The 25,770-nt window shown below is 39.3% G+C and carries 19 protein-coding genes; 2 read left to right on the forward strand and 17 right to left on the reverse strand.

Features of this window, described 5'->3' with window-relative positions; all coding sequences use genetic code 11:
• Positions 1-19: 19 nt before the first annotated feature.
• The 13 genes from ACIQZD_RS12010 to pruA all read right to left on the reverse strand — a co-directional run bounded on the left by ACIQZD_RS12010 (position 20) and on the right by pruA (position 14,674).
• Positions 20-919: a hydroxymethylglutaryl-CoA lyase gene (locus ACIQZD_RS12010; RefSeq protein ID WP_402902501.1), complete on the reverse strand. Its 900-nt coding sequence runs from the start codon at positions 917-919 to the stop codon at positions 20-22.
• 17 nt (positions 920-936) lie between these two features.
• Positions 937-1,149 (reverse strand): acetyl-CoA carboxylase biotin carboxyl carrier protein subunit, encoded by a 213-nt coding sequence (locus ACIQZD_RS12015; RefSeq protein ID WP_034312225.1) that lies wholly within the window; start codon positions 1,147-1,149, stop codon positions 937-939.
• 38 nt (positions 1,150-1,187) lie between these two features.
• Entirely contained in the window at positions 1,188-2,537 is a 1,350-nt protein-coding gene (locus tag ACIQZD_RS12020; RefSeq protein ID WP_402902506.1) for an acetyl-CoA carboxylase biotin carboxylase subunit, read from the reverse strand.
• 12 nt (positions 2,538-2,549) lie between these two features.
• A complete protein-coding gene (locus ACIQZD_RS12025) occupies positions 2,550-4,187 on the reverse strand; it encodes an AMP-binding protein (RefSeq protein WP_402903712.1) in 1,638 nt (545 codons plus the stop codon).
• 124 nt (positions 4,188-4,311) lie between these two features.
• On the reverse strand, positions 4,312-5,454 hold the full coding sequence (locus ACIQZD_RS12030) for an acyl-CoA dehydrogenase (protein ID WP_402902510.1): 1,143 nt from the start codon (positions 5,452-5,454) through the stop codon (positions 4,312-4,314).
• A 60-nt stretch (positions 5,455-5,514) separates the two neighbouring features.
• The gene (locus ACIQZD_RS12035; RefSeq protein ID WP_402903714.1) at positions 5,515-6,126 is read right to left on the reverse strand and encodes a TetR/AcrR family transcriptional regulator; all 612 of its coding nucleotides are present in this window, start codon (positions 6,124-6,126) and stop codon (positions 5,515-5,517) included.
• A gap of 207 nt (positions 6,127-6,333) precedes the next feature.
• A complete protein-coding gene (locus tag ACIQZD_RS12040) occupies positions 6,334-7,089 on the reverse strand; it encodes a hypothetical protein (RefSeq protein ID WP_402902512.1) in 756 nt (251 codons plus the stop codon).
• A gap of 28 nt (positions 7,090-7,117) precedes the next feature.
• A complete protein-coding gene (locus tag ACIQZD_RS12045; RefSeq protein ID WP_402902515.1) occupies positions 7,118-8,164 on the reverse strand; it encodes a cytochrome d ubiquinol oxidase subunit II in 1,047 nt (348 codons plus the stop codon).
• Positions 8,165-8,179: 15 nt separating this feature from the next.
• A complete protein-coding gene (locus tag ACIQZD_RS12050; RefSeq protein WP_402902518.1) occupies positions 8,180-9,541 on the reverse strand; it encodes a cytochrome ubiquinol oxidase subunit I in 1,362 nt (453 codons plus the stop codon).
• Between the two features lie 649 nt (positions 9,542-10,190).
• Entirely contained in the window at positions 10,191-10,445 is a 255-nt protein-coding gene (locus ACIQZD_RS12055; protein WP_402902521.1) for a biotin/lipoyl-containing protein, read from the reverse strand.
• Between the two features lie 612 nt (positions 10,446-11,057).
• Positions 11,058-11,564 carry an acyl-CoA thioesterase gene (locus ACIQZD_RS12060; RefSeq protein ID WP_096338503.1) on the reverse strand — a complete coding sequence of 169 codons (507 nt, stop codon included), beginning with the start codon at positions 11,562-11,564 and terminating at the stop codon, positions 11,058-11,060.
• 554 nt (positions 11,565-12,118) lie between these two features.
• Positions 12,119-13,033, reverse strand: coding sequence for a proline dehydrogenase family protein (locus ACIQZD_RS12065; RefSeq protein ID WP_402902524.1), 915 nt, complete (start codon positions 13,031-13,033; stop codon positions 12,119-12,121).
• 72 nt (positions 13,034-13,105) lie between these two features.
• Positions 13,106-14,674 (reverse strand): L-glutamate gamma-semialdehyde dehydrogenase, encoded by a 1,569-nt coding sequence (pruA, locus tag ACIQZD_RS12070; protein WP_402902527.1) that lies wholly within the window; start codon positions 14,672-14,674, stop codon positions 13,106-13,108.
• 839 nt (positions 14,675-15,513) lie between these two features.
• Here pruA and ACIQZD_RS12075 point away from each other — a divergent pair.
• The gene (locus tag ACIQZD_RS12075; RefSeq protein ID WP_402902530.1) at positions 15,514-16,908 is read left to right on the forward strand and encodes an amino acid permease; all 1,395 of its coding nucleotides are present in this window, start codon (positions 15,514-15,516) and stop codon (positions 16,906-16,908) included.
• 1,191 nt (positions 16,909-18,099) lie between these two features.
• On the opposite strand, the gene ACIQZD_RS12080 is transcribed toward ACIQZD_RS12075, so the two are convergent.
• Positions 18,100-19,797 (reverse strand): sigma-54 interaction domain-containing protein, encoded by a 1,698-nt coding sequence (locus tag ACIQZD_RS12080; protein ID WP_402902533.1) that lies wholly within the window; start codon positions 19,795-19,797, stop codon positions 18,100-18,102.
• 751 nt (positions 19,798-20,548) lie between these two features.
• On the opposite strand from ACIQZD_RS12080, the gene ACIQZD_RS12085 reads away from it, so the two are divergent.
• Entirely contained in the window at positions 20,549-21,997 is a 1,449-nt protein-coding gene (locus ACIQZD_RS12085) for a flavin monoamine oxidase family protein (protein WP_402903718.1), read from the forward strand.
• Positions 21,998-22,090: 93 nt separating this feature from the next.
• Here the strand turns inward: ACIQZD_RS12085 and ACIQZD_RS12090 are convergent, their stop codons facing one another.
• From ACIQZD_RS12090 to ACIQZD_RS12100, 3 genes are read right to left on the reverse strand one after another with little or no spacing between them, the layout of a single operon-like run.
• Positions 22,091-23,203 (reverse strand): Ger(x)C family spore germination protein, encoded by a 1,113-nt coding sequence (locus ACIQZD_RS12090; protein ID WP_402902536.1) that lies wholly within the window; start codon positions 23,201-23,203, stop codon positions 22,091-22,093.
• Positions 23,200-24,294, reverse strand: a complete 1,095-nt coding sequence (locus ACIQZD_RS12095) for a GerAB/ArcD/ProY family transporter (RefSeq protein WP_402902538.1) — start codon at positions 24,292-24,294, stop codon at positions 23,200-23,202. Before ACIQZD_RS12095 ends, ACIQZD_RS12090 begins: the two co-directional genes overlap by 4 nt.
• Positions 24,291-25,721, reverse strand: a complete 1,431-nt coding sequence (locus tag ACIQZD_RS12100) for a spore germination protein (RefSeq protein ID WP_402902541.1) — start codon at positions 25,719-25,721, stop codon at positions 24,291-24,293. The genes ACIQZD_RS12095 and ACIQZD_RS12100 overlap by 4 nt, the downstream gene beginning before the upstream one ends.
• Between the last annotated feature and the right edge of the window lie 49 nt (positions 25,722-25,770).

Genomic DNA, 25,770 nt, shown 5'->3' on the forward strand with positions numbered 1-25,770 from the left:
AAATTCACCTCACTTTCTCTTATTGTGCGTTATAAACAGCCATCTGATGGCTAGGCAATGGTTTTTCCAAAAAGCTTTGCATCATGGCCGCAGCCTTCATTAGTTTTTCTGGATTGATACCCGTGTGAATTCCCATTTTATGTAGCATATGAATCAGGTCATCCGTTGCCACGTTTCCGCTCGCACCTGGTGCATACGGGCATCCTCCTAAACCTCCGAGCGAAGAGTCGAAAGTGTCCACACCATAATTAAGTGATTCAAGAACATTTGCGAGTGCCATTCCCCTTGTATCATGAAAATGGAGGGCAATCCGGCTTATATCATATCTTTTTACAGCCTGTTCAAGGAACAGTGCAACCTGTCTTGGAGAAGCGACCCCAATGGTATCACCCAATGAGACTTCATTGATTCCATATTCAAAAAGTTGATCACAAACACGGAAAACCTGTTCGGTCGAAACCTCCCCTTCATAAGGACAGCCGAAAACGGTTGAAATATAGCCCCTAACCGTTTTCCCGCTGTCAGCTGCTGTCCCGATGACATCCTTCATTATTGGAAAGGTATCGGAAATCGACTTATTGATATTTTTAAGATTATGCATTTCACTGGATGACATGAACACGGAAATTTCATCGATATTGGCTTCCAGAGCCGACTCCAGTCCCCTTTGATTGGGTACAAGGGCCGCATAAGTGATACCGGGATTGCGCTTTATTCCCTTAGCCACCAGGGCGGCATCACTCAATTGGGGAATCCACTTTGGATGGACGAAAGAAGTCACTTCTATATAAGATAATCCTGTATCGGAGAGCTGATCGATCCAATCCATTTTGCTTTTTGCAGGTATCATGACCTTTTCATTTTGAAGTCCGTCACGAGGACCCACTTCCTTAATTGTCACATTTTCAGGCCAATTCATCTTACCCCTCCGTCCCATTATTCAATGACGGCCAAAACGTCGCCCTCATTCACGAAATCCCCCTCATTCACTTTAAGTTCTTTAATTGTGCCAGCTTCCTCGGCTGCAATGGGGATTTCCATTTTCATCGATTCCAAGATAATGATATCCTGTCCGTCGGTTACACTTTGCCCCTCGTTCGCTACGATTTTCCAAACGCTTCCTGCCATGCTTGCCTTTAATTCTGCCATCTTACATTCCTCCTGATCATTATGTTTTAAAATATGCGTTATACAGTCAATTTTTTTATATATTTTGCAATGAAATCCGTAGTCGTATCTCCTTGGGAAAATGCTTCATGAGAAATGATTTCCATCAGCAAAGGAAGGTTTGTTTTAATTCCTTCTATTTTATAGCTTGCGAGCGCTTCTCTTAATCTCTCGATCGCTTTATCCCTTGAATCGCCGCTCACCACCAATTTGGCGATCATCGGATCATAAAAATGGGATACGACCGAAGTTCCATGAACAGCCAATTCATGACGGATCCCTTCACCTTCCGGAAGTTCCATGCTTGTGATTTTCCCCGGTGCTGGATAAAAGGTTTTCGGATCTTCAGCATATATGCGCACTTCAATGGAGTGTCCATCCTGTTTAATCTCACTTTGCGTGAATTCCAATTTGTCGCCAGATGCAATTTTAATTTGCTGTTCAACCAAATCCAGCCCCGTAATTTCTTCGGTGACAGGATGCTCCACCTGAAGGCGTGTATTCATTTCCAGGAAATAAAAATTTTTATTTGCATCAACTAAAAATTCGAGGGTGCCCGCGTTGCTATAACCGATGGATTTTACCGCTTTCACTGCAGCCATTCCCATCCTGTTTCTTGTTTCTTCGTCAAGGAAAGAAGAGGGAGCCTCTTCAACGACCTTCTGGTGCCGCCTTTGAACGGAACATTCCCTTTCCCATAAGTAAACAGCATTCCCAAAGGAATCCGCCAATACCTGAATTTCGATATGACGAGGCTTCTCAATCAATTTTTCTATGAACATATCTCCATTGCCAAAAAACAATTGGGCACGTTTTTGATTCCCCTCGAAGGCTTTGGTCAGTTCATCTTCATTAGCAACCGCCTGCATGCCGATTCCCCCGCCGCCTGCTGCTGCTTTTAACATGACTGGGTAGCCAATCTTTTCGGCAACGGCTGCCGCTTCTGCACTATCAATTAACGGACGTGAAAATCCAGGCACCAATGGAAGACCCGCTTGCTCCATCTTTTTCCTCGCCTCGACTTTATTGCCCATCTGCTGGATGATCTCTGGTTTGGGACCAATGAATATCAAGCCGGCTTCTTCGCATGAACGTGCGAAATCTGCATTTTCACTAAGAAATCCATATCCAGGATGAATGGCATCCACTCCGGTTTCCTTAGCTATTTCCAAAATCTTATTGACGTTTAAATAGCTTTCCTGTACTTTCGGGCCACCCAATAAATATGCCTCATCCGCCAATCCCACAAATGGCGAATCCGAATCTGCTTCCGAATGTACGGCGACAGTAAGTATCCCCAGCTTCCTGCATGTACGAATAATGCGTGATGCTATTTCTCCCCTGTTTGCGATAAGAATTTTTCGAATCATTCGATATCCCCCTTATTTAGTGCGTTCCGATAGTAGGTCAAGAGTTTGTTGCCGAAGCTTATACTTTTGGATTTTTCCGGATGCAGTCATTGGATAAGCATCGGTAAATTGAATGTAACGGGGAATTTTATGAAAAGATATTTTCCCTTTGCAATACTCTATCAATTCTTTCTCCGTAAGGGTTTCTCCTGCTTTCAAAATGATCCATGCCGCTACCTCTTCCCCGTACTTCTGATCTGGAACGCCGAGTACCTGGACATCAACAATTGCAGGATGTTGATAGAGGAATTCTTCAATCTCACGGGGGTAAATATTTTCCCCTCCGCGAATGATCATATCTTTCAGCCGGCCTGTAATCTTGCAATAACCCCTTTCATCCATCACCGCCAAATCTCCCGTATGAAGCCAGCCTTCCCGGTCAATCGCCTGCTCAGTGGCTTCCGGGTTATTATAATATCCCTTCATTACATGGTAACCCCTAGAACAGAGTTCACCCTGTTTGCCCCGCTGGACTTCTTCCCCGGTAGCTGGATCGACAATTTTCACTTCCACTTTCGGCAAAGCCCTTCCCACTGAAGAAACACGAAGCTCGATCGGATCGTCCGTTCTTGTCATCGTAATTCCTGGAGAAGATTCCGTTTGACCATAAGTAATCGTAATTTCCGAGATGCCCATCTTATTCACCACGCTTTTCATGACTTCGATCGGACATGTGGATCCTGCCATGATACCAGTCCGTAACGAACTTAAATCATACTGGTCAAAGTCATCGAGATTAAGTTCAGCAATGAACATCGTCGGTACACCATGAAGCCCCGTACATTTTTCGGCTTCAACTGTCTGAAGGACAACGCGTGGATTAAATTCCACTATCGGCACCATTGTTGCCCCTACTGAAACAGAGGCCATCGTGCCAAGGGAACAGCCGAAACAATGAAAAAACGGAACCGGGATACAAAGCCGGTCAGCTTCGGTAAGCTTCATGCATTCCGCGACATTCAATCCGTTATTGACCAAGTTGGAATGAGTCAGCATCACTCCTTTTGGAAATCCTGTCGTCCCTGATGTATATTGCATATTAATCACATCACCGGGAGCCAATTCCTCCATCCTCATGTCCAGCGATTCCTCCGAAACGGATTCACTCCCGATAATGACTTCATCCCACGAAAATGTTCCGGGATAACGCTTTTCACCTAAAACGATGATATTTTTCAATTTTGGCAGTTTCTCAGATTGTAATTTTCCTGGTTCTGCATTTTTCAATTCAGGAACGATTTCGTACAGCGTATCTATATATGAATGATCCTTATATTGTTCCATAAGGATGATCGTCGTCGAATCGGATTGCTTGAGCAGGTATTCCAGTTCACTTGTACGGTAATTAGTATTGACCGTTACCAGCACTCCGCCCATTTTCGCGGTCGAAAATTGGGATATAAGCCATTCCGGTTTATTGGATGCCCAAATGGCGATATGTTCCCCTTTTTTAATATCTAGTGACATGAACCCCCTAGCCGCCTTTCGGCACATCTTTTCAAATTCGCGATAGGAATGGCGCAGGCCTAGCTCATGGTACACAACCGCTTCATTATCACCGTATTGTTCAGCTGTCCTTTCAAGCAGTTTCCCGATAGTAACATCTAGCAAATCAGACATCAAACTCCTCCTAATCAAATAAAAGTAAGAATGAACGCTTTTTGCTGTATAGATAACATCTGCTTTTCACCAAAATGAACCAAAGCATCAATGTTCATTTTACGTTCCGTAAAGATTAACAGCCTAATTGCCTGGCGATAACGAGTCTTTGAATTTCGGATGTGCCTTCACCAATCTCCAATAACTTAGCATCTCTTAAATAGCGTTCCACCTCATATTCGCGCATGTAACCAGAGCCGCCGTGTATTTGAATCGCTTGATTGCTGGACCGGAACGCGGTCTCACTTGCAAAAAGCTTGGCGTATGCCGCTTCCTTTGCAAAAGGTTTTTTATTGTCTTTTAACCATGCAGCCTTATATACCATATTCCTCGCCAATTCAATTTCCATGGCCATGTCTGCAAGCTTGAATTGAATGGCCTGGAAATTTGATATGGTTTTACCGAATTGAATGCGTTCTTTTGAAAAAGCTAAAGCTCTATCAAAGGCAGCCTGAGCGATACCGACAGCCAAAGCTGCAATGGAAATCCTTCCTCCATCAAGCGTGAATAAGAATTGTTTGAACCCTTTGTCTGGATCTCCCAATAAATTTTCCTTTGGCACCCGGACATTATCCAGAATGATTTCACAAGTATTGGAAGCTCGAACTCCCATTTTTTCATAATTGCTATTGATCGTTAGTCCTTGGGTATCGGTTGGCACGATGAAGGCCGAGATGATATTTTTGCCATTGGAATCTTTGCCCGATACAGCCGTGACGGTAACCGTTCTTGAATAGCTGGCATTAGTAATCCATGTTTTCTCGCCATTAATCACATATTCATCACCCTCCAACACGGCAGTCGTTTTCGTACCGCCAGCATCGGAGCCCGCATTAGGCTCTGTTAACCCGAAAGCTGCCAGGGTTTCACCGGTCGTGATTGGAACCAGATATTTTTGTTTCTGTTCTTCGGTTCCAAAATAGTAAATTGGACTTGCCCCGAGCGAAACGGCTGCTGCATAACTTAAGCCGGTTCCACCGCATGCCTTGCCAACCTCTTCAACTGCAATGGCATACGAAATCGTATCTCCGCCCGAACCGCCATATTCTTCAGGAAACGGAATTCCAAGCAACCCTAGTTTCCCCATTTTTTTGAATACATCCTCCGCAAACATGGACTTTGCATCCAACTCTATAGCAATGGGTTTAATTTCCTTTTCGGCAAATTCCCTAACCATTTCCTTAATCATCTGCTGTTCTTTTGTAAGTGAAAAATCCATATATTCATTCCCCTTTCTATTGAGACCGACTAGTTGGTCTGTGCAAATCAAGTTTATTGTTTAATCCACAACAACTTGGTTCTTCAGTAAAAATGGCTGGGTGATTTCCGCTTCTTTTTGTTTATCTATCAATAGGGCATTCAGAATTAAATCTACGTAAATATCACCGATTTCATCAATCGTTTTTCCACCGTCCCTTTTGTACCATTTGTAGGACCAGTTCACCATGCCCAGAATTGACATTCCGGTAATTTCCACTGGCAATTCGCTGCGGAACACTCCCTTGTCAATACCTTCTTTGATAACGGAAAAAATGATTTCTTTATACATTTGACGCTTTTTTTTGATTGCTTCAACATAGGGCGGTTTTAAGTAAATGCTTTCTTGATAGAAAACTGAGATGTGTGGTTTATAGAGGTCAAAAACTTTAACAAATGATTGAATGATCTTTTGCATTTTTTCTGTTGGATGGGTACTTTCTGAGATGGCTTCCTGTGCTTTTGTTAAAACATATGAAATAAAGTAATCATGGATGACAAATAAAAGTTCATCTTTCGAAGAGAAATGGTGATAAAAACCACCCTTGCTAGTTCCGCAAGCCTTAACGATTTCGTTAACGGAAACACCATGAAAACCATGCTGGTCGAAGAGCGTCAACGATGTTTCAATTATTTTTTCTTTTAACTCCGTAAGACTGCACCCCCTTCTTGTATCCGCTTACATTTAACAACATAAAGAGATGTGGTTATGTAGTTAACTGGATTTATTTAGATTTTACCAAATATTTAAATATTGTCAATTTTTAATTATCAACAAAAAAACAGCCCTCAAAACCAAGAGCTGTCAACCTAGTTTATTTAAGAAGCAGTCGATACCATGTCATTCACTACCCTTGACCGGTTTAACCTGGGCTTTTACAAGCTGCCATCCATTGTCATACTTCCATACTGATTTGATCTTCAAAATCGGAACAATTCCATCGGACCCTTTTACGTTTTGGACTCCCATAAGTGCTTTTCCTTTTCCAAAAACAGTCTTGGGATCCAATGAGGAGTATGGATCAACCAAAAGCTCTGTCGGTTCATTTAGTTTTCCATTTCGATAAATACCTAATTCATCATACGCTTGTTTTCTGGAACTGACATCTACCACCACAGGCTTTTGACCTTCGATAATGATTTCCGCTTTGTAACCGTCAAGAAATTGTGCGATTACGGGGACGGATGGAGGGACTTCCAGTTCCTTCACTTTTCCATCCTTGAACGTATAGGCGTAACTGGAGATCAACCGCTCTCTGCCTTCCATCAAAACAGTGACCAATACATCCTGGACTCCATCATTATTCAAGTCCGCCACCTTTAGATCTGGAGTATACCCAGCTTCAAGCGGGACGCTGATTGTACGGCGATTGCTTTCCACACTTAACTCAATTTTCTTCAGAAACTTGCTTCCTTCCTCAAATGGCAGTCCCTGAACCTGGATGATGTCTATTTTCTGGTCACCTGTTACATCTCTTTTTGTTGATATATATGTGCCATCTACCTGAAAATTTTTATCATGCGCTTCAACCGCTTGATAGCTCAAAAATAGTGAGATGACTAAAACCGCATATTTTAGCAGATCTAACTTTTTCATAGTGATAACCTCTCTTTTCAAAGATGAACTAATTTGACATTTGTCGCCGCTTGAACTTTCGACGCTGATCTTTCATGAAGATGGACCAGAAATAATAGAACCCTGGCACTAATATCGCAAAGCCCACGATATATGTGGCAAACACGGCCCGGAATGAGGTTGGATCGGTAAATCCTGAAAGAATCGTGACATTTGGATATATGATATAAGGTAAATGTGCGATACCATAAACATAACTGCCGATTAAGTACTGTATGATGATCGCTATTACAGCGAGGCGGGGCATCCCTTTAACCTCCTGCTTAGAAAAATAGGGTAAGTACAGTGCTATCCCGCTAATGATGAAAAAAATGAGCGAGACGAATAACAATGCAGAGTTTTTCATCATTCCTTGGTAGATCCAATTTGCTTCGTTTCTTAACGTGAGCATAACCAACAGAGCCATGACCAACATAAGCGGTCCCGTTATCATGGCATCCCTGCGATATATTTTGTATGCTTTCATTTCATCGGCTTGTTTTGAGTAATCGGACAGGAGCAAAGATGATAAAAAAAGCGTGCTCATAATTCCGAACCCCACAAATGCATACTCATTGGGACTCGTGAAAAGTTTCGATAAATTCAATTCTTCATTTCCTCTTACGCCTTCAACAAATCCAAGATGGGTGATTGGCAAGACGCTGATTAATAGCCCGGGTATGATCAATCCCGTCAATCCTGAAATATACGTTAACGCTTTTTCATATTTGTCTACGCTATGAGAGAAAACCAAGAAAGCACTCCTAATACAAAGCAGGACAAGTATCAGACTCGCAGGAACGATCAAGGCTACCCCTATCGGGAAAACCGCACCTGGAAATAAACTGTAAATCGCAATCACCAGACCAACGACAAAAGTATTGGTCACTTCCCAAGTTGGTGATAAATAGCTATTTGCGATCTTGGTAGCATTCGTTTCTTCCTTTTTAATGTAAGACATTGCCCAGAAGCCAGCGCCGAAATCCATAGAGGCCATGATGGCATAAAGAAAAATAAAACCCCAGACCAGTGTTATTGCAAGAAGAGCATCACTCATTCGCCTTCCCCCCTTTTATGAATTCGAATCGAAAAGCCTTACATCTTTCTGTTCGGCCTTATATATATCATCCATTACGGAATGACGTTTGAAATAATACAAAAGTGTAAACACGACAGAAACGCATAAAATGATATATACAATAATGAACATCGTGAATAAAAATCCAAGGTTTTCGTACGAAGTGACTGAATCCTCCGTTGTCAGCATCCTGTATATCGTCCATGGCTGTCTGCCTGTACAGGCAAAAATCCAACCGCATTCTATCGAAATCACCGAAAGCGGCCCTGACGCAACAAACAGCCAAAGAATCCATTTCGGATATGTCTCCTTTTTCAGCCATTTATTCCATACCAATGCAAACAGTGCCAACGCGATTAAGCCTGAACCAATGATGACCATGGCGTTGAATAAGATATGGACATAAAGCGGCGGCCAATACTCTTCCGGAAAATCGTTTAAACCGGTCACGACCGTATCGAAGCTATTACCAGATAGAAAGCTTAATAACCATGGGAATTCAATCCCATACTTCACTTCCTGGGCTTCCCTATCGGTATAACCGAACAAGGTAAGTCCGGCATGGTCCTGTGTTTCAAACAACCCTTCTGCCGCTGCCAGTTTTTCCGGCTGTTCCCTATATAAATGCTGTGTAGTCGCATGACCGTTCAATGCCGTCAAAAAAGAAAAAACCAAACCCAAGACAAGACTGAGCCTCAGTGCTTTTTGGTGAAAATTAAATTCAGCAGTGCCATATTTATTTTTCAGCATCTTATAGGCTGCAACAGCCGCTACGACAAAAGCGCCTGTAGTATAAGCAGTCAGGGCCGTATGTCCTGCCGTCACCAAGAAACTTGGGTTGAAAAAAGCCGCCCAAGGATCGACATCGACGATTTCCCCATTTTCAAACCGGAACCCCGCCGGTGTCCCCTCAAAAGCATGGACATTCGAAATCAATACAGCCGAAGCCAATGCTCCGAATGCAACAAAGAATAAACTCACGATTCGGGCCCATGGCTTGATTTTTTCAGCAGCATACACGTAGATTGACATGAACAGCGCTTCAACCATGAATGCATAAATCTCGATCTGGAATGGAAGCGCCATGACACGTCCAATCACTTCCATGAACCCAGGCCATAATAGTGACAGCTGCACACCAGCAATCGTACCAGTCGGAATGCCGACCCCAAGTAGAACCCCTAATGTTTTCGTCCAGCGTTTAGCCATGACGACATACTGTAAATCCTTTGTCCTTTGATACATCAATTCCGCTGCCAACATCATCATCGGCAACCCGACGCCGATCGTTGCAAATATGATATGTACAGCCATATTCGTCCCGAACATCGCACGGGCCATTTGTATATGATCCATACTGTCTTCCTTTCTAACCTTTGTCTCTTGGTAGTATCTCCTCTGGAAAGGAAAATATTTAATAATATTCCACAAACTAAGTTTTCTTGGTTTTGCAGAAAGACAGTATATTACTTGATGATTTTTTTGATTGTTTTATTTAAATATTCTATCGAGGTTATTATTGGGATATATTTCCTCTGGCTGATCGCTTCTTAACATTGCTTAGGTGCATAATAAAAAAATACACACATACCCTACAATATAGTAGTCCATGTGTGTATTTGCGGTCGGCATTGACTTTTGCCCAATTTACCTTTAAGCACGGGGACTAGCCTATATATATTTTTTTAATCCATGGAACTGTCTTCGACATAAAAAAAACTCTACCATATCGTAGAGCCTTTAAACATATGTGCAATAACTAGTACTATTATGAATGGAAAAGAATGAATGAACTCTCAGCAAATTTATTAAATAAGCTTTCTTTCATTATAAAAAAGGGATTACTCCGTTTTAACTAATTAGAAACTCTTGCTTTAATTCATTTATTCCGCTTTGCCTAATTAAAATATACAAAAAGTTCTAAATACTCAATATATACTACTACAAAACTTAATTTAGGAAAATCCATATTCAGGATCCTAAATCTTAAATACCCACCTTTTTATCAATCACTTCCTGTGACTAATAAATCATCCTGTAACTGGATTAACACTGTTTCATTATTTACATTTTGATTTTTTGTTACTTCAATTGAAACAACATGACCACTTACACCAGTCTCAATTTCTACTTTTTTATTGTCCGTTGTATGAACTACCATTAGTTTTTCCCATTCATATACATATGAACCTTGACTAACAAATATGTTTTCAACTTTTCCACAACAAGGACTATAGACAGTTTCTATAACTTTTTTCACCTTAAAAACCTCTCTTTCTAAAGAAATAAATTAGAGATTCCAAATATCATACTTACACCGAGCCATGTTCGCAGCTAGACGCATATCTATTTAATAATTTTCTGCTATGGAAGAAACCTTTTGAAAAGAATGACTATTATTTCGTAATTTTTGTGCCGTTTTTTCTGTCCAATAATAACCTGATTGTTTTGCATCCATTCAAAGTATGAAGCCGTTAATCAACCAGAACTATAATCTCTTTGGTTGTTCCAACAATTTGTCTAATCGCAGCCAAATTTCCTCGACTTAACCGATCTAATTAAGAAGAGGGCATGTTACGGGGTATCGCAAATAATAAGCCTTTTGCTCTATCAATAGGAAGATCAATAATCCCAAATTTTAAATTCATCGACATGGATAAATCAATTATTTCTGGATGAAAACGAACTCGTCCCTTTGCAGGCCCAACTAATCATTATGTTGAGAACGATAGCCGGAAAAAAGACTGGGGTGAGCTTAGTAAAACTAATACTTCACTTTGCTTATTGTCCGGCTTTTCAACTTGATCGATATTGATAAGGATTGCCTCTTACATTCTTTGCACCTCGTAGGTTATAAGTTACTATATGAAAGTTAAGGATAATCTACATTTAAAAACATAGCCACATCTTTGCTTTTTTGTTTTCTCTGTTGCCGCATACTTGCTCGATCTAATGCCGTTTCATGTAATTTTTTTTCTTCTTCTGTCTCCGGAATAACTTTGGGAACACGTGTTGGACGTTTATGTTCATCTAGTGCAACAAATGTTAATAGAGCTGTCGCGGCAATTCTACGAACACTGCTTTTTAAATCTTCAGCAATAATTTTTACAAAAACCTCCATTGAAGATGTGCCGGTCCATGCCACATAAGATATGAAACAAACTGAATCTGTTGTACGAATGGGATGTAAAAAGTCAACTGAATCTGTTGAAGCAGTCACACATTCACTTCGACTATGACGTGCTGCAGAAATCGATGCTACTTGATCGACATCACTCATTAATCTGCCGCCAAATAATGTATTATGATTGTTCACATCATTTGGAAATATACGACTCGTCCTTATGACCCTGGATTCACTGCAATATTTCGCTTCTATAAACCCGTCCTCCTAAAACATGTGACCTGAAATCATCACCTATGTAAACTTTTAGTATATGGTTATATTATGATACAATTTTGCGTTTTTTAACCTTAAAACACTATCGGCGTGTGTAGCCAAGTGTTCCGAGAATACGAAGCTTGCTTTAAAATATCATTCACCATCTGCTGTTGCTCCAGTTCTTTACGTAGCATAAAAAGCTCTTCCTGCTCGAGTGAACTTGTTGTCATTCTCTTGGAAGGAACCAGACTTTTCATACTGGTGAATCCACCGGTCAAGTGAGGACGGGGTCGTATTATTTCTTCACTAAGCGCCTTTCTTTGATTTCCTGTTCTAGTTGAAACTGCACCATTATTAATGAATTCGACTTATTTATCAACAACGTAAATCTTCCTTATGCATGTTAAATCGGAGAAGGAGAGAAGATTCATGCTTATAATTTTCTATTTTAGAAAGAGTGGTTGTGCCTATCTGTTTAGTTTCCCAGTTACTTAACTCTAAAATAAAATAACGTTCTATGATATCTGCACCCATTTTAATAAACTCATCAATTATTTAGAAAAGAATCCTTTAAGGGCAAAAGCAATATTTTGGGGTCTTTCTGCCAAGCGACGCATAAAATAACCAAACCAGTCGTTACCAAAAGGAATATACACACGCATTGTATATCCTTCTTTAGCTAAACTTAGCTGCATGTCTGTTCTAAATCCATATAACATCTGAAACTCAAATTGGTTACGTGGAATATTGTGTTTTTGAACAAACTTTTTTACACTGGCAATGATACGATGATCATGGGAAGCAATCGCCGTATAGCTGCCACTCAGTAAATGCTCTTCAATGATTCTCATATAGTTTTTATCTACTTCTTCTTTCTCTTGATAAGCCACAGAAGGTGATTCTTGATAAGCTCCTTTAACTAAACGAAGGGGAATTCCTTTTAATTCTTTTACGTCCTGTTCCGCCCGATATAAATAGGATTGAATCACTGTTCCTACATTATCGTATGTTTCGCGTAATTCTCTCAGGATATCTAACGTGATTTGGCAATGTGCATGATCTTCCATATCGATTCTGACAAAATTGTTGTATTTCTTGGCTGTCTCAAGAATTAGATACATATTTTCAACACAAAAATTCCGATCAATATCCAAACCGAGTTGGGTCATTTTTACAGATAAGTTACTATTTACTCCTGCACTACCCATAGCTTCCAACGTTCTTACGTTATATTCCGTTGCCTCTATTGCCTCTATTCTACTTGAAACAAATTCCCCTAAATGATCCAGTGTACAAATCAGGCCTTTTTCATTTAATTCTTGAACTTTCTTAATCGCACTTTTGATAGTATCTCCAGCCACAACTTGGGAAGCCCCAAATCGAAGGCCCCATTTTTTCGCAGCTTTATTTAACGCTTTGTTGTTGGAAGCGTGAAGAAAAATATTTTTTGAAACATCTGCCAGCATGAATATATCCCCCTAAATACATGTCCTCGTTTTATTAAATGGGGCAACCTTTTTAAATTGCCCCAGCTCTTATTAAAGTGTTTCACTAGTTGTTTTCGCTTGCATGTGTAGAATCAAATAATCAGGGCCACCTGCCTTTGAATCCGTTCCAGACATGTTGAACCCACCAAACGGATGATACCCAACGATTGCTCCTGTACAACCGCGATTAAAGTATAGATTACCTACGTGGAACTCTTCTTTTGCCCGTTCAATATGATCAGGAGTGTTAGAAAGTAACGCACCCGTTAAGCCGTAGTCTGTGTTGTTCGCTATTTCCATCATATGATCGAAATCGCGCGCTTTACAAAAGGCTATAACTGGTCCAAAAATTTCTTCCTGCATCAGACGTGCTTTTTCATCAATATCCGCAAAGATGGTCGGTTCAATAAAGTAGCCTTTGGAGTCGTCCCCTTCTCCACCAGTCATCAATTCGCCTTCTTCCTTTCCTATTTCAATATATTTCATGATTTTATCGTAAGAAGCCTGGCTGATAACGGGTCCTATATAGGTATTTACATCTTCAGGGCAGCCATTCGTTAAAGTCTGAGTTAATGCCACTGCTTTTTCAAGGACTTCGTCATAAACATCCTGATGTACCACTGCACGTGAACCAGCCGAACACTTTTGTCCGGAGAATCCAAAAGCAGAGTAAACAATCGAAGAGGCCGCTACATCCAAATCCGCGTCTTTATCTACGACTACAGTATCTTTTCCGCCCATTTCGGCAATCACACGCTTTAACCAAATTTGACCCGGATGCACTTTTGCCGCGCGTTCATAAATGCGGCAGCCTACTTCACGCGAACCCGTGAAGGAAACAAAGCGAGTTTTCGGATGATCAACAAGATAATCGCCTATTTCCGAGCCGCCTCCTGGAATATAGTTAAGTACACCATGAGGAAGACCTGCTTCTTTCATAACTTCAACGAATTTCGCTGCAATCACTGGTGTGTTATTTGATGGTTTCAGAAGAATCGTGTTTCCGGCAACAATCGCTGCAGCTGCCGTTCCGGCCATAATAGCTAATGGAAAGTTGAATGGAGAAATGATGACACCTACACCAAGTGGAATATAGTTGAACTTGTTTGCTTCTCCCTCTCGACTTTTTACAGGTGCTCCGTCTTTTAATTGCATCATTTGACGGGCATAGAATTCAAGGAAATCAATTGCTTCAGCCGTATCTGCATCAGCTTCTTTCCATGGCTTTCCAGCTTCTTTAACTAAATATCCTGAAAATTCATGTTTGCGACGACGAATGATATCCGCAGCACGAAATAAAATGTTAGCACGTTCTTCTGGTTTTTCTTTTTTCCATGTGTTGAATGTAGACAATGCTGCTTGCATTGCTTTCTCAGCTAATTCTTTATTCGCTTTAGAAACTCGACCGATTACTTCTTCCTTATTTGCTGGATTTATCGATACGATTTGTTCATTTGTTGTAATGAATTCTTCTCCAATGACAAGTGGATAATTTTTTCCTAGCTCTGAATGTACAACTTCTAAAGCTTTTTTAAATTCACTTTTATTTTCTTCAAGCGAAAAATCTGTAAATGGTTCGTGTTTATATGTTTTAATGTCCGTATTGTTTGTTGTAATCATGTTATTCTCTCCCTTAAAAAATAGATTTGTATAATCGATGTTATGGCGCATCAACTTAAGTTAATTAAAAGTAATGAATAATTTTCAAATGATAGTGGCTGCCTCTAATTTTTTAAACTGAAATACTAATTCTTCTTTTATCTTTAATGGATGTTTGTGAAAAAAAGTTTGCTAATCCAATATTGCCTCCTTTATTAACGGAAAATTTATAATACAAACAATATTCAAAAACTTAATATAAACATATCATAATTCCTTTTACACACTTTTGTATACAACTTTTAACAAAATTGTCTAAATTAATTAAAAATTGAACACTTTTGTTTAATTAGATATTCATTTTTTCAAAAAATAGATTACTATACTAGCTAATTAAGCTAATCTAAACAGTATATGGATTAATTCATTTTATCTTGGGGAGAGTTCACCCCCTATTAACCCGCTTTTTTTTAAATCAATTGCATAGCTTCTACACCACACAGTTTGTAAATGGCTGTAGGAATGCCCTCAATCATAACAACAGAACGAGCTCGCTTTTCGATTACTCAATGATTATGTTTTTTTAATAACTTAAAAGTATACATAACTGTACAGTTCATCTTCCATTCCGGGAAATAAATAGACAAATATGCACAAAATGTATTATCATATAATTCTTAATATTTTTTAATCTTTTATTTGTAGTCTATATGTATATTGAATTTTTAATTCTAATAAGTAGAAGAAATAAAAGAGGAGATTTGTTAATTTTTTAAAGGGTTTTCATTTTCTGCTATTTTTTTGAAAGATTTGAATCCCCTTAATTTTTTTGTTTTTACGTTATAGAGAGGATGTAGGATATGAATCATCAACAACCTGTATTAAAAAAAGAGTTGAAAATTCGGCATATTACCATGATTTCTCTCGGAGGAATCATCGGTGCTGGGTTATTTGTTGGAAGTGGCCCGTTAATTAATACGGCTGGGCCAGGTTCTATTTTTTCATATGCGATAGCAGGATTACTGGTAATTTTGGTGATGCGGATGCTTGGGGAAATGTCAACGGCAAATCCATCAAGTGGCTCTTTTTCCACTTACGCACGAGAAGCGATCGGCCCGTGGGCCGGGTACACGATTGGCTGGTTATACTGGTTTTTCTGGGTAATTGCCATTGCAGTTGAAGCAATAGCAGGTGCAACAATTATTCAATATTGGTTTCCTTCTTTGCCTTCTTGGTCAGTCAGCCTTATGCTTACTTTTTTATTAACCCTAACTAACATCTATTCTGTTAAATCATTTGGTGAGTTTGAGTATTGGCTGTCTATGATTAAAGTTGTCAGTATCATTCTCTTTTTAATTCTTGGAGGGGCCATTATATTCGGTTTCATACCAGGTATAGAATCACCTGGTACTTCAAACCTTCTACATAGAGGTGGATTCCTGCCCTCTGGAATAAGTTCTGTCTTTATAGGAGTTGCCCTTGTTATGTTCTCTTTTATGGGGAGTGAAATTGTGGCGACTGCAGCAGGAGAAACATCGCATCCTGAAAAAGCCATGAGGGTTGCTACAAATACCGTTATCTATCGTATTTTAACTTTTTACCTAGGTTCAATTTTAATAATCGTAACAATTCTTCCATGGGACTCTTCCAGTTTGATGAAAAGTCCTTTTGTTTCTGTCCTTGAACTTTTAAATATACCAGCTGCAGCTCAAATCATGAACTTCCTTCTTTTGACGGCAGTACTTTCTTGTTTGAATTCTGGTATTTACACAAGCTCACGTATGTTATTTTCGATGGCGGAAAATGGAGATGCTCCCCGAATGTTTTTAAAGGTAAATAAGAAGGGGATACCAATGAATGCGATTTTAGGATGTACCGTTATTGCTTATATTAGTATTGGGTTCAATTACATCTCTCCAGATAAAGTATTTCTGTTTTTAGTTAATGCTTCCGGAGGTGTAGCACTTCTTGTTTATCTAGTGATTGCCTTCTCTCAGTTACGCATGCGAAGAAAATACGAAAAAGAAAATCCTGGAGCACTTAAGATCAGAATGTGGTTATTTCCTTATTTAACATATGCCACGATTATTACGATCACTAGTATATTTATCTCAATGACTTTCATTGCTTCCTTACGTTTACAATTCTTTTTGACACTGCTTCTTACTATACTGATTGTCGGTTCTTTCTTTGTCTTAAAGAAAAATAAATCATCGGATTTATTATCAACGAACCAAGAAAAAAATGCCTCTTAATTACAAAACAAAAGGAAATATGTCATAAATAATGGACTCTTTTAGAAATTTGGCACGGGCTGGCGCATTAAAAAATCCCTACTCAGATTAGTCATTTGATTTACCTCTTTCAAGTAGACAGTCATAAAAAGACTACAGCCATCGAGATTCGATATTCAATCGGAGCTCGGCGGCTGAGTCGTTTTTGGAATCGTTTGCAGTTGTAATAAAGAATTTCTTCCATGCCTTGAATCAGTTTAATAATGATTTTGATTCAACATCTCTAATTTACAATGTAGAAAGAACGATTCCACTCAGACATTATCATGTTCGTTTCATTTAATACAAGCTACTGAAGTCGTACATTGTTTGCATGGGAGGTGTATCAGAAGCCTTGATCCGAATGGAGAATGGTTCTGTATACATCCCTTTTTTGTGGATAAACCATCAAACGTCTCAGATACTAGTTTGAGCTGATTACGTTCCCATGAAACAATCTCTTTGTTATGGAGGTCTTGTACAACGGAACCTTTTTATGGTAAACGAAGAATGGCTCCTCCCCCTGTAAAGCATTTTTCATGCGAGTTTAGCCATTCTATTTATGCTTGAGGCGAATCGATTTAATCGTTCCTTTTAACTGTTTATCATGTTCAAGAGGCGTGTTTCGTTTGCCTTTAGAGTTGATGTCATTTATAGTGGCTTGACCAGTGTCAATTTCATGTAAGCTGTTTTTGCATGATATCGTACTTCTCGACGTGATTCTGGGTTCCTTCATTTACCGATTTGCATAACGCTTTTTCTGCATTTTATCTGCACTTTATTATAATCACACTCTGATACCATTCAATTGATTTGGTAAAACCTTTTCCACCCATAAAACTTCTTTAACCATGCTTTTAATTGAGTACTACTACGAAGGCCTACGTTCTACGTAATCGGTTCATAACCACCTTCCCCATTCCAATTCATCTGTACAGCTTTCATTTTCTTTTCCTGTGAATATTTCTCGAACTGCCCTTTTTTAGCCATAATAAAATCCCCTCCAGATAGTGGTGTAATATCCACGATTGTTTGTGGTCTTTTTACACGGTCTACCTTAAGGGGATATTATCAAAGCAGCCTTATCAGAAACTGGCTCTCGTTTTATTTATTTATCGCCGACAAAAGTTTCAATAGAGGGCGTAACTGGGAATTAATAATATGTCAAATAAATCAATTTAATCTGTATTCTTTAATCTTATTGTAGAGCGTTCCTCTAGACATACCGAGCAATTTGGCAGCCGCACTTTTATTTCCATATGTCTTTCTTAAGGCTTCTTGAATCATGGATAACTCTTCTTTTTCCTCTTCCTGAAATGATGTTTCTTGTGATTCTGAGATATGGCTATTATGAACATAATAGCTACTAGTTATGTTTTTTTGAAGATGATTGCTTTTAATAATATTTTCATCATTCAGAAGGATAACACGTTCCACAACATTCCGAAGCTCGCGGACATTTCCTGGCCATTCATAGTTAACTAATATATTTATAACTTCCGATCCAATTTTCGGAACTGGTTTCTTATACTTAGAACTGAACTCTTGCACAAACTGTTCAACCAATTTGACAATATCTTCTGGCCTTTCACGTAAAGGGGGAATATCAATGTTAATTACAGTTAAGCGATAATAAAGATTTTCGTTGAATTTCCCTTCCTTTACCATTGCTTCTAATGTCTGAGATGTAGAGGCAATTACACGTGTATGTGTCGTCAATAATTCCGTTGTACCTACACGATAAAATGATCCATGTTCTAAGTAATGTAGAAATTTTTCTTGAATGTCTAATGGCATTTTATCAATTTCTTCAATAAATAATGTTCCATTATGTGATTGTTCAATTTTTCCGTTTTTTCCAGTCTTCTTATCTGCTGTAAAAACTCCTTTTTGATATCCAAATAATTCAATCTCTAAAAGAGTGGAAGGAATGGCTGAACAATTAATAGATATAAAAGGGCCGGTACGCTTTGAACCGCCGTAATGAATTGCTTGTGCTAACATCTCTTTTCCTGAACCTGGTTCTCCGGTTAACAGAACCGGAATGTCTGCGTAGGCAACTTTTTGCGCTACCTTCACGGCTTTTTGAATTTCTACATTAACTCCAATAATAGAGGAAAAAGGGTTGTCCTGATGGATAAGTAACGGTAACGAAGAATCAAGTTCCTCGTTTAAACGAACAATTTGAGTAATATCGTGTTCTGTTGCAATGCCTCCAATAACTGTATTATCCTTTATAACTGGGGAGGCATTTACTAATACGTGATTATCATTATTAGGGCGATGATAAGCCCCACGAACGGGACGTCCCTCATTTAATATACGATGTAATATAATAGACTCTGATTGAAAATGCTCTCCAATCTTTTGACCAAGGATATTTTCACGTTTAATGCTGTATGTTCCCTCAGCAACGGTATTCCAGCAGATAACTTTCCCCTCTTGATCCACAGCTGTGACTGCGTCATTAATGGTTTCAGCCAATGTAGAAAAGTATGCGGATAGCTCCTCATTTTTCAATTCCAGCAGTTGAACCCATTGGTTTGCAGTTATGATTCCAATAATTCCTTCTTTTTCTGGATCTTTAATTAAGACCGGTCTGCTCCAATCAGTTTGTAACATAGAAAGTTCATCTATTGTAGAAATGGTAGAGGGAGTCCACTTTACCTTTTCAATCCACTCGATTACAGACAGTGATTCATCCATTAATGCCAAGAAATTGTATTCATTCTTTGAAACAATGTAGTATTCCTCCGCTGAAATGATTACAAAATCATACTTTAAAAAGTTATTCTTTATATCCATTAAAGATGTATAGGGTTTCACTATAGTGAAGGAGTTGTCTAGGTTAATTTCTTCCATTTTAAACATAATAAACTCCTTTTATTATATATTTTATGAGAAAGTATAAGAATTTATACAGTATCATCTTCTAAAACAATCATAAAACAAATATGTTTAAATAAAAACTAATAACTTTATTATAATATAAACTTCACTCTATGTTTCTATCGATTGATTTTCTGTAAAAGAAATAAGGAATTCTATAAAAAAACTCTATCATAGAATAGAGTTTTTTATTATATGTTGAGGAATTAGCGCTTTTACGAATGATGATAATAATGATATCCCCCACCCCAAGTATAAATAAAATGATTCATGGGTCACTAGAGAACGATAATTGCCCCAGTTATCCGCTTTTTTATTGCTTAATCAACTTTTATATATAGATTGGTGAGTTTTTTCCGAAATAAGGTTGCGAATAGCATTCTTCGTTATTCATCCCATTGTTCAAAAAAGCTGAACACTGCTTCTAAATTTCGGCTGCATCATAAATAGTAGTCTTAAGATAGTTAGCTTCCGAAAAAATGACATCATCTTTTAACAACAAATCAGCTTATTCATCTCCTGAACTTTTAAATTATCTAATAATTGAGTATTCCACATAAAGGAGAAACCTAGAGGAATATGATAGCAATAATCAATCATGACAAATTATTGAAGATCCTTCATAAATGGTGACCCAATAGGAATAAGATAGCTTAAATCCCATATAGAAAGTGTAACAAGAGAGGAGAAAAACACTTTGTCCTTTTTCAAAGATCCGCTTTCACCCGAGCAAATGCTTGCAGTTATCAGAAATGGCCTGGGGCCTTCCCAGATCCCCAAAAAAATCATTATCATTGGTGCCGGCATGTCTGGGTTGGTTGCAGCATCCCTTTTAAAACAAGCGGGGCACGAGGTTACGATATTGGAAGCAACCGGGAGGGTCGGAGGGCGTGTTTTGACCATACGGGAGCCATTTTCAGAAGGTTCCTACCTTGAAGCCGGTGCCATGCGCATTCCGAATTATCATTATTTAGTTGCGGAATACATCAAGAAGTATGGTTTACGAGTCAACACCTTTGTGAATGCGACACCTAATGACCCCATTTATGCCAATGGAATCAAGACGACCGCTGCCATATATCAACGGAACCCGGATATACTGAGGTACCCTGTAGCTCCCCATGAAAGAGGTAAAACAGCTGAAGAATTACTGAACATGGCAATTAAGCCTGTGACTGACTTCATCATTCAAAACCCACGTAGAAATTGGGAAATAGTCATTAAAGAGTTTGATAAATACTCGATGAGCTTCTTTTTGCAGTACAATCCAGTCGGAATCAGTCTTTCAACAGGGGCGATTGAAAGCATCAAAGTCCTGATGGGTTTAGAAGGATTCCCTGAACTTTCTTTTCCGGCCATACTTCGGGAGCTTATGCCGCTCTTTAATCCAGACGTAAATTTTTTTGCAATCGAAGGAGGAAACGACCGGCTTCCTTATGCCTTTCTACCGGAATTGAAGGATAATCTAAACTTCAGATATGAAGTGACAAAGATTGTTCAACATGATAATCAAGTCACCATCCATTCCAAACATACTCAAAGCCAAAACCCCTTAACGGTTACCGGTGACCTAGCCATCGTGACAATCCCTCTTCAATTGCTGCAATTTATGGATATTGAACCCCGGAATTCCTTTTCCCATAATAAGTGGAAGGCAATAAGGGAACTCCATTATGCTGCTTCCACAAAAATTGGACTTCAGTTCACGCATAGGTTTTGGGAAAAGGAAGGAATCTTCGGCGGTAAATTAACGACCGATTTACCTATTAGATTTTCTTATTACCCCAGCCAAACGAGCAACCAGAGTGAAACCGGTCTCATCTTAGCAAGTTATACTTGGGAAGATGATGCCACCTTATGGGATATACTTCCAGAAAATGATCGTTTACGACACGCATTAAAAAATTTAGCAACGGTCCATGGAAAACAAGTATATGATCATTTTTTATCGGGAGCTTCATATAGCTGGACACTGAATCAGTATGCCTACGGCGCTTTCTCCATGTTTAAACCCGGTCAGGAAACAGACTTGTTTCCATACATCCCAACTCCTGAAGGAAGGGTCCACTTCGCTGGTGAGCATACATCTACCGTACCTGCTTGGATTGAAGGAGCCATTCAATCCGGCATCAGGGTTGCACATGAAGTGACGAATCTGCCAAGAACGTTCGGTGAGCCTTGACTGGTCCTTTTCTTTGCCTATTAAATAATCGATAACTTAAGTGCATTGACAAAAAAACCTTCCCATTTGGAAGGTTTTTCTTCTTATGATCATTCACTTTATCCCTCCTTTTGAACCAAAGTCCACGATCCTTATGTCCACTTGATAATTAATATCAGCTTTACTGAAAACTTCGTCCCATTTCTGCTTATTTTTCTCCCAAAACTTTGGATGCTGATTTTGCACATAACGATACAATCCTGCTACCCCTGTTTTATATTCATGCTGTAATTTGTATATGATTTTCTCGACATCCTTCTTAACTTCATCCTCGGCAACACGCTCAACATCTTTTAAATAGCCTTCCTTAAATGAATTTTCCTTACCATACCAATCTTCCGAAAGTCTTGCTGTGTAATCGACTTCAATATTGATCGTCAAATGATCACCGTTCAATTCCGTCGTGATTTTCCTCCTTGTCCTATTGATCACTTCAGCACTTAAAGGCTCACCGTGTTGGACCGCTTCGATTATTCCGCCCTTTACCTCTCCGTTCAACCAATTTAATGCAGCTATATCCTCATCATTCATGACCCCGACCAACTTTGAATTGTTGATCACCCCAGCACCCTCCAAAATTAATTTCCCGCCCTTAATATCAACGGCCTGAATGGCAAAGCTTCCATCTGATTGCAAATTTGAAGATGCTTTGCCTAGTGTTAAAGGCGGAAGTATCTTATTCGTTCTGTTCTCATTATCTTTCAATTCATAGATAACATTCGAAGGGATCTCACCATCTGCGGATCGTCCCAAAATTTCTTTCGTCGGTCTCTTTGTTAAATAAACATGACAGCTTCTCCTTGTATTATTATCACGTATCGACTGATTAATGATCGCTTCCATCGGGAATTTCCTTAATACATCTTCATTAATAAGGATGATACGCTGATGATTGGTTAAAACCGTATTGGTTATGAGTAACGAATCCCTTATTGCTTCATGCAGCGTTTTGGCACTGACGGAAACATTTTTATATTTTAATTGAGCTTGATTCTCCTGAGCACTATTTCCTGGAGGCACCAGAATTTGCTCTGTTAACATGATTTCGTCTTTCTTTTTGCTTTTATCGATTCCCACTCCAACCACAAGCGATAATTCTTCTATATTTACACTGTCCCAACAGCCTGTAAGGAAAGGAATAAGCAAAATCAACCATAATCTTTTCATCCGCTTCTTCTACTCCTTTTCACTTGAACGATTACGAATGTAATAATGGGCAAACCAATCAATATAACCGGAAATAGATATCCCAGCCAATCGCTCATTTTAAAGATGTCGATTGTATTTTTAGGAATTTTGGCCAGAAAAAAAACGACGGGAACCAGTACAATGAGATTAGTCGTATATGAATTGTTAAAAATTTTCGTCAGTCCTTCTGCTGCGAAGTAATAGTAAATCGTATGTGTTAAAAAAAACTGAAGAATCCAGGTTATTAAGAGAAATAGCTCCATACGTTCTAAAAATATGCCTGTTACTTCATAGGACTGAATAAAAGAAATGGTTGGCCACGTAACTGCTTTGACTTCCGGGACAGTCAGTGTAGCCACTACCAATACATATGTAATCACATATAAAATCAGCGGTATGAAAAAACCGATTAAAACGCCACTTTTTATTTTGTTTTGATTTTTAACGACGCCAAACAAAAAGATGAAAAGTTCTATTCCAAAAAAAGACAAAGTTCCGGAGCCCATTCCTTTCATGACAGGAAGAAATCCTTTCGCAAGAACAGGCTGGAGGTTTTTTAACTCGACTACTCTGAGACTGAACAAATAAATGAGCAAGACGATGACTATTGTCAAAGGAAGAAAGAAGACACAAGCCTTTGCTATGGCTTTAATTTTTCCTGTCAAAAGATGCACACTAGCTAAAATCATGGTAAGTATCACGATCTCAACTGGGGTTTCCTCCAACAAATAAAACCGGACCATTTCACTCATCGCAAGAACTTCAAAGCTGGCCACGCCTATAAAATACACGACCACGATCAATCCAATAAGTTTGGAGAGCCACTTTCCATAGGCCTCCTCCATGTATGTGTAATAGTTAGCGACCTTATGTTTTTTTAACAGAACAACCAATAAACATATCAAAAGGGCAATAGCGATCCCATTAAAAATCAAGACGATCCATCCATCGGTCGAATCGATTTTTTCCGTTATCGTCCTGGGAAGGGTCAGCATTCCAATTCCTAGCATGCTGCAAGAAATGATCGCAGCCAATTCGCCACTAAGAATTTTGCCGTCGGATTGGCTCAAAAGAATCCCCCCCCTTTTTTCCGCTTCGGTAACCGTAGGAACGCATCCTTCCAGGTCTTTTTACCGATAAAATCCATTGGTTGAAAATAAGGTTCTTGAAAGCTGGTCAGTTTTGACAAATGGCTGATAACGATGATAAAGAATAGTGTGGTTCCGTATAAACCTAAAACGGCGGCAAAAATCATCGCTCCGAACCTTAAAGCCCTGAACGCCAGTCCAAAGCTATATTGTGGTACCGTAAAAGAGGTAATCGTCGTGATCGAAACGATTATGACCATCAGGGAACTTACAATATTGGCTTGAACGGCAGCTTGTCCAATAATGACTCCGCCAACCAATCCGACCGTTTGACCAATCGGCGATGGGAGCCGAATACCTGCTTCGCGAAGCAGTTCAATCGTTACTTCCATGATGATAGCTTCAACAAACGGCGGAAATGGCACGTTCTCCCTTGTACCCGCAATCGTCATCGCCAATTCTGTCGGCAGCATTCCAGGGTTGAACGAGACCAGGGAAATATAAATCCCTGAAAGAAATACGGTAACAAATAAAGATAAATAGCGAAGGACACGTAAAAATGATCCTGCGACCCATCTTTCATAATAATCATCCGGTGACTGCAGCAGCATCGTTATCGTCGTAGGTGCCATCAGCGCAAATGGCGAGCCGTCAACCATGATGACCACCCTGCCCTCCTGCAGTGCAGCCAATACTTTATCTGGACGCTCCGTATTTTGGATCTGCGGGAAAGGGGTTAACGCTGTATCTTCAATTAATTCCTCAAGCATCCCCGAGTCTTGAAGATCAGTAGCTCTCACTTCATTTATCCGTTTATTCACTTCTTTTAACAAAGAATCTCTTGCTTTTCCTTCATAATAGATCAAAGCAACTTCCCGTTTTTCCATCGTCCCGAACTTCTGTTGTTTGACGATAAGGTTGGGATGGTTTGAATATTGCCTTATCAATCCGATATTTTCCTGAAGACTTTCGATAAAACCAAGCTTCGGTCCACGGACAACCCTCTCTGTCGAAGGTTCGCCCAGTGTACGAACTTTTTCCTTTTCCAGATTCAAGGCATAACCATTTGCCATTCCATCTATAAATAAAAGCGTTTTTCCGTCAAAAATATACTCTTTAGCTGTTTCATATGTTTCAACATCCTGTTCCCTGACTGAACAGATTTTGGAAATGACCAGCTGCTCGATTGAAACCGGATGCCTGGTTTCCACCTGGGCAGCCGATAAATCCAGGACTATCTCATTGAATGCAGGGTAATCCATCGTTCCATTGACAAATACAAATAATCCCGAAACTTCATAACCGGGAATGAATATCTGTTTAAAAACTACATCATCCTGCATATTCAATTCAGATTTCAATTTTTCCTGTTTTTGATCCAATTTAATATGCAAGGGTTTACTTTTCATGGTGAACTCCTTTGATTAAATGAGTTTTTATTGTATCAGTTTCCTCTAT

This window comes from Peribacillus sp. NPDC096447 (genome assembly GCF_044762725.1).
Lineage (GTDB): Bacteria > Bacillota > Bacilli > Bacillales > DSM-1321 > Peribacillus.

Excerpts from the sequence above, each read along its gene's own strand:
- ACIQZD_RS12015 (WP_034312225.1), bottom strand. The coding sequence starts at position 1,149 with ATGGCAGAATTAAAGGCAAGCATGGCAGGAAGCGTTTGGAAAATCGTA.
- ACIQZD_RS12020 (WP_402902506.1), bottom strand. The coding sequence starts at position 2,537 with ATGATTCGAAAAATTCTTATCGCAAACAGGGGAGAAATAGCATCACGC.
- ACIQZD_RS12040 (WP_402902512.1), bottom strand. The coding sequence starts at position 7,089 with ATGAAAAAGTTAGATCTGCTAAAATATGCGGTTTTAGTCATCTCACTA.
- ACIQZD_RS12065 (WP_402902524.1), bottom strand. The coding sequence starts at position 13,033 with ATGCTGGCAGATGTTTCAAAAAATATTTTTCTTCACGCTTCCAACAAC.
- ACIQZD_RS12030 (WP_402902510.1), bottom strand. The coding sequence starts at position 5,454 with ATGGATTTTTCACTTACAAAAGAACAGCAGATGATTAAGGAAATGGTT.
- ACIQZD_RS12045 (WP_402902515.1), bottom strand. The coding sequence starts at position 8,164 with ATGAGTGATGCTCTTCTTGCAATAACACTGGTCTGGGGTTTTATTTTT.
- ACIQZD_RS12075 (WP_402902530.1), top strand. The coding sequence starts at position 15,514 with ATGAATCATCAACAACCTGTATTAAAAAAAGAGTTGAAAATTCGGCAT.
- ACIQZD_RS12085 (WP_402903718.1), top strand. The coding sequence starts at position 20,549 with ATGCTTGCAGTTATCAGAAATGGCCTGGGGCCTTCCCAGATCCCCAAA.
- pruA (WP_402902527.1), bottom strand. The coding sequence starts at position 14,674 with ATGATTACAACAAACAATACGGACATTAAAACATATAAACACGAACCA.
- ACIQZD_RS12090 (WP_402902536.1), bottom strand. The coding sequence starts at position 23,203 with ATGAAAAGATTATGGTTGATTTTGCTTATTCCTTTCCTTACAGGCTGT.
- ACIQZD_RS12080 (WP_402902533.1), bottom strand. The coding sequence starts at position 19,797 with ATGTTTAAAATGGAAGAAATTAACCTAGACAACTCCTTCACTATAGTG.
- ACIQZD_RS12100 (WP_402902541.1), bottom strand. The coding sequence starts at position 25,721 with ATGAAAAGTAAACCCTTGCATATTAAATTGGATCAAAAACAGGAAAAA.
- ACIQZD_RS12050 (WP_402902518.1), bottom strand. The coding sequence starts at position 9,541 with ATGGATCATATACAAATGGCCCGTGCGATGTTCGGGACGAATATGGCT.
- ACIQZD_RS12010 (WP_402902501.1), bottom strand. The coding sequence starts at position 919 with ATGAATTGGCCTGAAAATGTGACAATTAAGGAAGTGGGTCCTCGTGAC.